1 protein-coding gene is annotated in these 619 nt (G+C 48.6%); it reads left to right on the top strand.

From position 1 onward, the window contains the following. Window positions 1-619 (top strand): DUF349 domain-containing protein (locus A3750_RS02430; RefSeq protein ID WP_156498322.1); only part of this gene is annotated, 619 nt, incomplete at both ends.

Here is a 619-nt window from a genome sequence, read left to right as displayed (position 1 = left end):
GAGCGACGATTTGAACGCCGCCATGCAAGGCGCCAAAACCTTACAGAACGAATGGCAACAAGTGGGCATTACAGAGCACAAGAAAGATCGCGCTTTGTGGAAAGCATTCCGTAAATCTTGCGATGCAATTTTTGAACGTCGAGACGAAGAACGCAATAAGGCAAAAGATGCAGAGAAAGAGCAGCGTAACGCTGCTCGATCAGCGCTCGACGCTGCGAAAGAACTGGTGAAAGAGCCTTTCAGTGAAACAGCTGATGCAGAATCTGCACTCGCGCAGTTACGAAAAGAGATCAAGCAACTTGGTGACCTCCCTGCAAAAGAGAAAGCCCGCCTTTACGATCAATACGACAAGCTCATCGCGCAAGTGAAGGTGCAATTGAAGGGACTAGGCTTTCAGCAAGTCATCAATAAGTGGAGTGAAGCAGAGCGGAAAGCGGTACTTGCGTATACGGCATTCGCTCAGGGTGAGCTGGACGCGAGCAAACAAGAGTTTGTCAGCACAATGCGTTTAGATAAGAGTCTAGAGTCGCACTTCAAACGTTTTTGGCAGGATCTGGGAAATGGAAAAGTAAAACCCTCTGACGAAAACGCCGTGAAAGAGCTCTGCATACGTTGTGAG

The sequence above is a fragment of the Oleiphilus sp. HI0079 genome (assembly GCF_001635105.1).
Note: the sequence above shows the minus strand (reverse complement) of the source record. Positions and strands in the feature narration are given on the sequence as shown.